This is a genomic window from Kribbella sp., from assembly GCF_035655035.1.
Classification (GTDB): Bacteria; Actinomycetota; Actinomycetes; order Propionibacteriales; family Kribbellaceae; genus Kribbella.
The window spans coordinates 1-8,192 of record NZ_DASRVN010000550.1 but is presented as its reverse complement, the minus strand read 5'-3'; the positions used below and the strand labels follow the sequence as shown (position 1 = coordinate 8,192).

Here is an 8,192-nt window from a genome sequence, read left to right as displayed (position 1 = left end):
ACCCTCCACCACCCCCAACCCCCCGCACCCCGTCCTCCGCTCCGCGACAGGCGGGTCGGCGACACCGCTCCGGGCGGTGCTTCTCGCATGCGGTTCCGGGTGGGGGTTGTGGTGGTGCTGCTGCTGCTCGTCGGACTGGCGGGGTGTGGGGCGGAGAAGGCTGATGGGACGGCCGCGCCGTCGGGTGGGAAGGGGGTGGCGGGCGCAGGGCAGTTGGTGCGCTGCCCGGCGACGCCGTCCAAGCCGGCGGTGAGTCATGGGCTGCCGGATATCAGCCTGCCGTGTCTCGGGGACGGGCCGGATGTCCGGCTGGCGGACCTGCGTGGTCCGTTGGTGATCAACGTGTGGGCCCAGTGGTGCGGCCCGTGCCGCGCGGAAGCGCCGTACCTGGCGAACCTCGCGAAGTCCGGCAAGGTCACGATGCTCGGCATCGACTACGACGACCCGCGCCCGGAGCTCGCGGTGAAGTTCGCGACCGCCGAAGGCCTCGCCTACCCGCACCTCAAAGACCAGGACAAGTCGATCCAGAGCGCCCTGAAGGTGGGCGGTCCACCACTCACCGTGTTCGTCGACAAGTTCGGCGCGGTGGCGTACGTGCATCGCGGCGTACTGACGTCCCAGCAGCAGCTGGACCAGCTGGTGAAGGACAAACTCGGATGACGGCCGCTGAGATCCCGGAGTGGCTGCACCCGCTCGCGAAGGCGTCCGCGGACGTCGACCCGAACCTGCTCTCCCGCTTCCTCCCGCCCGACGATCCCTCGGTGCGGAAGTCCGCCGTCCTGATCTTGCTTGCCGACGGCAACGACGACGGTCCGGAGGTGCTGCTCACCGAGCGGGCCTGGACGCTGCGCAAGCACGCCGGCCAGATGGCGTTCCCGGGCGGCGGCGCGGACCCGGAGGACGGTACCGGCGACACCGGTCTGGTCCGGACCGCGCTCCGCGAGGCGGAGGAGGAGACCGGCCTGGATCCGGTCGGCGTGGTCCCGTTCGCGATCTGGCCGGCGCTCTGGGTGCCGGTGAGCAACTTCGGCGTGTCGCCGGTGCTCGCCTGGTGGCGTACGCCGTCACCGGTCGCGGTGGTGGACCCGGCCGAGGTGGCGTCGGTGCACCAGGTGCCGCTGAGCGCGCTCGCCGACCCGGCGAACCGGATCAGCTGCCTGCACCCGAGTGGCTTCACCGGTCCGGCGTTCGTCGTCGGCGACCTCTACATCTGGGGGTTCACCGCCGGTCTGCTGGACAAATTGCTGCTGCTCGGCGGCTGGTACCGAGACTGGGACCCCTCGAACGTCGTACCGTTGCCCGACCGGCTGGTCGAGGCCGCCTGGCGCAGTGAAGGGCGCCGGCCGGAGGACGTCCGCCGGATGACGGCGATCGAGCACGACCTCGGCCATGCGCAGGGGCCTGATCCGAAAGGTGTGGAGTGAGCCACCTTGACTGGGCGTTGCTGATCGTCACCGCGCTGGTGGCGATCTCGGGGTACGTCGAGGGCTTCGTGCTGGGCGCCTGCGCCACCATCGGCCTGCTGGTCGGTGCCGGGCTGGGGGTCTGGGGTGTGCCGAAGGTCCTCGACAACTTCTCGCCGAGCGTGACGGTGTCGTTCGTCGCGCTGGTGCTGGTGGTCCTGCTCGGCGCGGCCGGGCGGACCGTCGGCGCGATGATCGGCACCCGGGTCCGCAACCGGCTGTCCTGGAAGCCGATCCGGTTCCTGGACGCGCTCGGTGGCGCCGCGCTGGCGGCTGTGTCGGTGCTGATCGTCGCCTGGGTGCTCGGCGTCGCGGTCAGCGGCGCGCGGATCCCGAGCGTGACGTCCGCGGTCCGCGGTTCGCACGTGCTGGCGAAGGTCGACGAAGTGCTGCCGGCCAGCGCGGACCGGGCGCTGGCGTCGTTCAACAACGTCGTGAACACCGACCTGTTCCCGCGGTTCCTGGACCCGTTCGTGCCGGAGCGGATCCGCGAGACGCAGCCGCCGGACGCGGCGATCGCCCGGCAGCAGCCGGTCCGGGACGCGTACAGCCGGATCGCGAAGGTCACCGGCGTCGCGAACTGCTCGCGCGGTCTCGAGGGCAGCGGCTTCGTGTACGCCCCGCAGCGCGTGATGACGAACGCGCACGTCGTGGCCGGTGTCAGCCAGCCGCAGGTCGAGGTGAACGGGAAGAAGTACGACGCCAAGGTCGTGGTCTTCGACCCGGAGACCGACATCGCGGTGCTCTACATCAAGAACCTGAACGTGACCCCGCTGTCCTTCGACCCGTCGGGCAAGGCGGACGCGTCCGCGGTCGTCCTCGGCTACCCGGAGAACGGGCCGTTCGACGCCGAGCCGGCCCGGATCCGCTCCGAGGAACGGCTCCGCGGCCCGGACATCTACGGCGACAAGACCGTCACCCGGGACGCGTTCTCGATCTGGGCCTCGGTCCGCCCCGGCAACTCCGGCGGCCCGCTGCTGTCCAACAAGGGCACGGTGTACGGCGTGGTCTTCGCCGCCTCCGTCGAGGACAACCGCACCGGCTACGTCCTGACCGCCCAGCAGGTCGCCGCCGACGCCCGCACCGGCACCACCGCGACGCAGGACGTGTCAACCCAGTCCTGTACGTAATGCCGCCAGCCAGTCGAGGAGGGCGGTGTTGAAGAGGCCCGGCGTTTCCTCGTGCGGGAAGTGACCGGCGGTGGTGATGAGCTCGTGGCGGAGCGGGGCCGCGACCAGGTCCGGGGGTGTGGTCGCGGTGGGGGACACCGCCGAGTCCTGGGCGCCCTGGAGTTGCAGGACGGGTACGGCGACCGGCGTACGCATCAGGTTCGAGTACTTCCGCCCGTCCGGGCGCAGGCGGGACCGGGCGAACCACCGGTGATACTCCAACGCGCAGTGCGGCGCCGGCCAGACCTGGAGCGCGGCGCGGTACCGGCGGGAGGCCTCGGCGTCCGGGAAGGTGCCGCCCGGCGCGGCCCAGGCGCGGAGCAGGCGCTCGATGTGGATGCCGTCCTGGGCGAGCAGCCGGCGTTCGGGCAGGATCGGCAGCTGGAACCAGGCGGTCCGGGTCACCGCCCTGGTCTGCCCGGAGCGGGTGAGCAGCAGCGGGTGCGGCGCGGACACCGCGGCCAGCGCCCGTACCTGACGTGGCGCCAGTACGGCGGCCGACCACCCGATGAACCCGCCCCACCCGTGCCCGACGACCACGGCGTCGGTCGCGCCGAGCGAGCGGATCACGCCGGACACGTCCGCGGCGGCGGTGTACGGGTCGTAACCACGCGGCGTCTTGTCGCTGGCGCCGTACCCGCGCAGATCCATCGCGACCGCGCGGTACCCGGCCGCCGCGACCACGGGCAGCTGATGCCGCCACGCCCACCAGAACTCCGGGAAGCCGTGCAGGAACAATACGAGTGGATCGTCCGCCGCACCACACTCCGCGACGTGGAACCGGGCCCCGTTGGCCGCGACCAGTGAGTGCGACCAGGGGCCGTCGACCAGCAGGTCGACGACTCCTGCCGGGCTCAGCGCTGTACGCCCGGCTCGGGCAGCGCGTACCTGGTGTCCTCGTCGTGCCCCTTGCCGATCGCCTTGAGCGCCTCGACCGACTCCTTCGAGGTCTCGATCGTCCGCGTCGGGCCCTTCGCGCTCTTCAGCGCCCGGAGCCCGATGAACACCAGGATCGCGCCGATCAGCAGGAACGCTCCGGCCACGATCAGGAACGCGATCGCCGGGTGCAGCCCGGCCGCCACCAGTCCGTACGCCGCGGAGATGCACAGCAGGATGACCGCGAGCAGCGCCAGGAAGGCGGCCGCCGCGAACATTCCCGCCCCGGTGCCGGCCGCGACCGCGGTCTTCTTCAGCTCGGTCTTCGCAAGCTCGACCTCGCTGCGGATCAGGCTGGACAGTTCCTTGCTGACATTCGCGACCAGTTGGCCGACCGTGGGCTCGTCGCCGGTGTTCATCGACATCGCAACTCCTTCCCGGACATCCCCCCTGACACTACCGTCAGTGGCCGTGTCAATCGGCGTACGCGCGGTTGCGGCGAGCCAGCAACAAGGTGGCGAGCAGTGCGGCGACCACGGACGCGACCAGTACGGCGGCCTTCGCGCGCTCGATCTGGGCGGTGTCGGACCCGAACGCGAGCTGGGCGATCAGTAGCGCGACGGTGAACCCGATCCCGGCCAGCACGGACACCGCGGCGACGTCCCGCCAGGCGAGGTCCGAGTTCAGCTCGGCCCGGGTGAACCGCGCGGTCAGCCAGGACCCGCCGAACACGCCGATCGCCTTCCCGAACACCAGCCCGGCCGCCACCCCGATCGCGACCGGGTCGGTGAGCATCTCCCGGACGGCGCTCCCGCTCAACGTCACGCCCGCGGCGAAGAGCGCGAACAGCGGTACGGCGATGCCCGCGGACCACGGCCGCAGCCGGTGCTCGATCCGCTCGGCCGGCGCGTCCTTCTCACCGGGATCCGCGACCACCCGGGTGACCAGGCCGAGCGCGACGCCGGCGATCGTGGCGTGGATCCCGGACTCGTGCATGAACCACCAGGCCCCGAGCGCGATCGGTACGTACAGGAACGGCGTACGGACGCGTCGTCGCTGCAGGACGTACCAGAGCGCGATCAGGGCGACCGCGGCGAGCAGCGACAGCAGGTGGAAGCCGTGCGAGAAGAACACCGCGATGATCAGGATCGCGCCGAAGTCGTCGACCACCGCGAGCGTCAGCAGGAACGCCCGCAGCGCGCTCGGCAACGACGAGCCGGCGATCGCGAGCACGGCCAGCGCGAACGCGATGTCGGTCGCGGTCGGCACCGCCCAGCCGTGCGGGTTGCCGCCGGCGGTGAGGTTCACCACCACGTAGATGATTGCCGGGAGCACCATTCCGGCGATCGCGGCGACCACCGGAACGATCGCCTCGCTGAGCCTGGACAGCGACCCGACCACCAGTTCCCGTTTCAGCTCGACGCCGGCCAGGTAGAAGAACAGCGTCAGCGCCCCGTCGGACGTCCAGCCCTCGACGGTCAGCGGACCGAGCTGGGCATCCCGCACGTGGTGATACGTGTCCTGCCACGGCGAGTTCGCCCAGATCAGCGCGACGGCAGCGGCGGCGATCAGCAACAGGCCGCCGGTCGTCTCGGCGCGCAGTACGTCGGCGAGGAAGGCGCGCTCCCGGCCGAGGACACGCGGGAAGGCGCGCTTCTTCTGCCGGATCCGTGGGTGCTGGCTCATAGGTCGGCCCTTCGTTTCGGGGTCGGTCGGGCGAATGCCGACCAGACTTCCCGGCGCACCACGACCATAGTAACGGCTCGTGTTTGCCTGGACCGCCGGTTTGCGGCAGGGTTGGGCGCGGTGCGCCGGGAAGTCTGGTCGGCAGAACTCGTGCCCGTACGGGGGTTGCGAGGTGGTCCGCCGTTCCCGGGAGGCGCCGTGCACTGTCAGAGTCCTGTGAGGGACATCACCGGACCGGCCGGTTCCGACGTACGCTGCAGGCGTGCACGGAGAACAGATGGCCGAGGAGTTCCCGGTGGTCGGGCTGGACGACGACGCCCGGCAGGCCGTGGACCTGCTCGCGTCCCATCGGCTGCCCGGACTGATCGTCGCGCAGGCCGACGGCAGCCCGTGCTGTGTGTTGCCGGCCTCGCAGGTCGTCCGCTTCCTGGTGCCGAGCTACGTCCAGGACGATCCGTCGCTGGCCCGGGTGATCGACGAGTCGTTCGCCGACCGGGTGGCGGACAAGCTGTCCGGTCTCACGGTTCGCAAGCTGCTGCCGGCCGAGCCGCGCGAGATCCCGGTGGTGAACCACGACGACACGATCCTGGAGATCGCCGCCGTCATGGCCCGTCTGCGCAGTCCGCTGGCAGTGGTCGTCCGGGACGGCCGGATCCTCGGAGCGGTGACCGCGTCCCGGCTGCTCGAGTTGGCGGTCGCCCCGCACTGACGCCGGCGGCGGCCGGATGACGGTCGTCGCCGTCGCGGTCTTCGTGGTCGCCTATGTGCTGATCGCGACCGAGTGGACCCACAAGCTGCTCGCGGCGCTCGGTGGCGCCGGCGTCCTGCTCGCCCTCGGCGTGACCGATGCCGAGCACGCGTTCTACTCGCCGGACACCGGGATCGACTGGAACGTGGTGTTCCTGCTGTTCGGGATGATGGTGATCGTCGGGGTGCTCCGGCGTACCGGCGTCTTCGAGTACGTCGCGATCTGGGCCGCGAAACGGGCCAAGGGATCGCCGCTGCGGGTGATGATCCTGCTGACGCTGATCACCGCGACCGCCTCCGCCCTGCTCGACAACGTTACCACCGTGCTGCTGATCGCCCCGGTCACGCTGCTGGTCTGCGACCGGCTCGGCATCGACCCGGTCCCGTTCCTGATCGCCGAGGTGATGGCGTCGAACATCGGCGGCGCCGCGACGCTGATCGGTGACCCGCCGAACATCATCATCGCCAGCCGGTCCGGCCTCACCTTCAACGACTTCCTGATCCACCTGACCCCGCTGGTCGCGCTCGAGCTGCTGGTGTTCACCTTGGTGCTGCCGCGGCTGTTCAAGGGCTCGTTCACGGCGGATCCCGAGCGCGTGCAGGACGTACTGCGACTGAACGAGAAGGAGGCGATCCAGGACCGTGGGCTGCTGATCAAGTGCGGCGCCGTCCTGCTGCTGGTGTTCACCGGCTTCGTCGGTCATGCGGCGTTCCACGTCGAGCCGTCGGTGGTCGCGCTGCTCGGCGCCGGCGTACTCGTCCTGATCTCGAAGGTTCCGACCCGGGACTACATGACCAGTGTGGAGTGGCAGACGCTGCTGTTCTTCGCCGGGCTGTTCGTGATGGTCGGGGCCTTGGTGAAGACCGGTGTGATCGAGCACCTTGCCGGCTGGGTCGGCTCACTGACCGGTGGGCACACGTTGTTCGCCACCATGCTGGTGCTGATCGTGTCCGCGCTGCTGTCCGGTGTCGTCGACAACATCCCGTACGTCGCCACGATGAGTCCCGTCGTCCTCGACCTCACGCACGGCATCGCGGACCCGGCGCAGGCCCACGCGCTGTGGTGGGCGCTGGCGATCGGCGCCGACTTCGGCGGCAACGCGACCGCGATCGGCGCCAGCGCGAACGTGGTGGTCATCGGGCTGGCGCTCCGGGCCGGGCACCCGATCAGCTTCTGGGCCTTCACCCGCAAGGGCGTGGTGATGACCGCGATCACGATCCTGGTCGCGGCGCCATACCTGTGGCTGCGCTATTTCGCCTTCTCCTGAAGGGTTTCCGCCAGCGCCTCGAAGTCCGCAACGGTGCGGTCCGGGCTGCGGAAGACCTGCGGGTACGGCGTTTTCCGGCGGTCGATGTAGTACCCCTGCAGGCCGGCGCGGCGGGCGCCGTCGATGTCCCACGGGTGGACCGCCGCGAGCGCCATCCGGTCCACGGGTACGCCGCAGACCTCGGCGGCGTACCGGTAGGCGTCCGGGTGCGGTTTCCAGCGCTGCGGTACCGAGACGTCCAGCCGGTGCTCGAGCAGCGGCAGGATCCCGCCGTTCCGGAACACGTTCTCGGACATCGCGGCCGCGCCGTTCGTCAGCGTGACGATGCGGACGCCGGAATCGTGGATCCGCTGCAGCCCGGGCGCGACGTCCGGGTGCAGCGGGAGCCGGGTGAAGCCGGAAAGCACGTTCCCGATCGTTTCCGGGTCCGGTTCGAGTCCGGCCGCGACGAGCTGAGCCGCGAGGAGGTCCGCGGCCAGGTCGCGGAAGGCGGCGTACGCGCCGACGGCGGTGAGCGCGAACCCGTCGCGCAGGATCGCGGTGAACCATTCGTCGAGCCCGTGCCTGGGGAGGCCGGCGGCCTCGAACCCGTCCCGGAGCGGCTCCATGTCGGTCAGGGTCTCGTTGACGTCGAGCACCAGTACGTCGATCATCAGGACTCCTCATATCTTGGATCGGTCGTTCCAAGATATGATGCTGGGTATGCCGGATGTCAAACATTTCGACGAAGCGGAAGCGCTGGCCGCGGTCGAGCAGCTGTTCTGGCGACGTGGGAGTGCTGCGACCGGGATCCAGGACGTGGTCGCCGCGACCGGGCTGAGCCGGTCCAGCCTGTACAACGCGTTCGGCGGCAAGGACGCGCTCTACGCCGCGGCCGCGCGGCGGTATCTGGAGCACCGGTCGCGGCCGATGTTCGACGAGCTGGCCGCGGACGGCCGCGGGCTGGTGGCGGTGCGCTCGTTCTTCGACAAGCTGCTGCGGCT

At 70.5% G+C, this 8,192-nt stretch carries 10 protein-coding genes; 6 read left to right on the top strand and 4 right to left on the bottom strand.

Features of this window, described 5'->3' with window-relative positions; genetic code table 11:
• The first annotated feature begins 87 nt into the window (after positions 1 to 87).
• From VFF46_RS29690 to VFF46_RS29680, 3 genes are read left to right on the top strand one after another with little or no spacing between them, the layout of a single operon-like run.
• Positions 88 to 660: a TlpA disulfide reductase family protein gene (locus VFF46_RS29690; RefSeq protein ID WP_325040533.1), complete on the top strand. Its 573-nt coding sequence runs from the start codon at positions 88 to 90 to the stop codon at positions 658 to 660.
• A complete protein-coding gene (locus tag VFF46_RS29685) occupies positions 657 to 1,424 on the top strand; it encodes a CoA pyrophosphatase (RefSeq protein WP_325040532.1) in 768 nt (255 codons plus the stop codon). The genes VFF46_RS29690 and VFF46_RS29685 overlap by 4 nt, the downstream gene beginning before the upstream one ends.
• Complete coding sequence (locus VFF46_RS29680; protein ID WP_325040531.1) at positions 1,421 to 2,593, top strand: MarP family serine protease; 1,173 nt, start codon at positions 1,421 to 1,423, stop codon at positions 2,591 to 2,593. Before VFF46_RS29685 ends, VFF46_RS29680 begins: the two co-directional genes overlap by 4 nt.
• Here VFF46_RS29680 and VFF46_RS29675 read toward each other — a convergent pair.
• The 3 genes from VFF46_RS29675 to nhaA form a co-directional block, all read right to left on the bottom strand.
• A complete protein-coding gene (locus VFF46_RS29675; RefSeq protein WP_325040530.1) occupies positions 2,573 to 3,370 on the bottom strand; it encodes an alpha/beta hydrolase in 798 nt (265 codons plus the stop codon). The genes VFF46_RS29680 and VFF46_RS29675 overlap by 21 nt on opposite strands.
• 116 nt (positions 3,371 to 3,486) lie before the next feature.
• Positions 3,487 to 3,933: a phage holin family protein gene (locus VFF46_RS29670; RefSeq protein ID WP_325040529.1), complete on the bottom strand. Its 447-nt coding sequence runs from the start codon at positions 3,931 to 3,933 to the stop codon at positions 3,487 to 3,489.
• Positions 3,934 to 3,982: 49 nt separating this feature from the next.
• Positions 3,983 to 5,194 (bottom strand): Na+/H+ antiporter NhaA, encoded by a 1,212-nt coding sequence (gene nhaA / locus VFF46_RS29665; RefSeq protein ID WP_325040528.1) that lies wholly within the window; start codon positions 5,192 to 5,194, stop codon positions 3,983 to 3,985.
• Between the two features lie 262 nt (positions 5,195 to 5,456).
• On the opposite strand from nhaA, the gene VFF46_RS29660 reads away from it, so the two are divergent.
• Together VFF46_RS29660 and VFF46_RS29655 are read left to right on the top strand one after the other, a co-directional pair.
• Positions 5,457 to 5,903, top strand: a complete 447-nt coding sequence (locus tag VFF46_RS29660; protein ID WP_325040527.1) for a CBS domain-containing protein — start codon at positions 5,457 to 5,459, stop codon at positions 5,901 to 5,903.
• Positions 5,904 to 5,919: 16 nt separating this feature from the next.
• Complete coding sequence (locus VFF46_RS29655) at positions 5,920 to 7,209, top strand: ArsB/NhaD family transporter (RefSeq protein ID WP_325040526.1); 1,290 nt, start codon at positions 5,920 to 5,922, stop codon at positions 7,207 to 7,209.
• On the opposite strand, the gene VFF46_RS29650 is transcribed toward VFF46_RS29655, so the two are convergent.
• The gene (locus VFF46_RS29650; protein WP_325040525.1) at positions 7,191 to 7,862 is read right to left on the bottom strand and encodes a haloacid dehalogenase type II; all 672 of its coding nucleotides are present in this window, start codon (positions 7,860 to 7,862) and stop codon (positions 7,191 to 7,193) included. The two genes, VFF46_RS29655 and VFF46_RS29650, sit on opposite strands and share 19 nt — an antisense overlap.
• Before the next feature lie 49 nt (positions 7,863 to 7,911).
• Between VFF46_RS29650 and VFF46_RS29645 the strand changes: the two genes are divergently transcribed.
• The coding region (locus tag VFF46_RS29645) for a helix-turn-helix domain-containing protein (RefSeq protein WP_325040524.1) at positions 7,912 to 8,192 on the top strand (281 nt) is incomplete at its 3' end.

Excerpts from the sequence above, each read along its gene's own strand:
- VFF46_RS29690 (WP_325040533.1), top strand. The coding sequence starts at position 88 with ATGCGGTTCCGGGTGGGGGTTGTGGTGGTGCTGCTGCTGCTCGTCGGA.
- VFF46_RS29685 (WP_325040532.1), top strand. The coding sequence starts at position 657 with ATGACGGCCGCTGAGATCCCGGAGTGGCTGCACCCGCTCGCGAAGGCG.
- VFF46_RS29670 (WP_325040529.1), bottom strand. The coding sequence starts at position 3,933 with ATGTCGATGAACACCGGCGACGAGCCCACGGTCGGCCAACTGGTCGCG.
- nhaA (WP_325040528.1), bottom strand. The coding sequence starts at position 5,194 with ATGAGCCAGCACCCACGGATCCGGCAGAAGAAGCGCGCCTTCCCGCGT.
- VFF46_RS29655 (WP_325040526.1), top strand. The coding sequence starts at position 5,920 with ATGACGGTCGTCGCCGTCGCGGTCTTCGTGGTCGCCTATGTGCTGATC.
- VFF46_RS29650 (WP_325040525.1), bottom strand. The coding sequence starts at position 7,862 with ATGATCGACGTACTGGTGCTCGACGTCAACGAGACCCTGACCGACATG.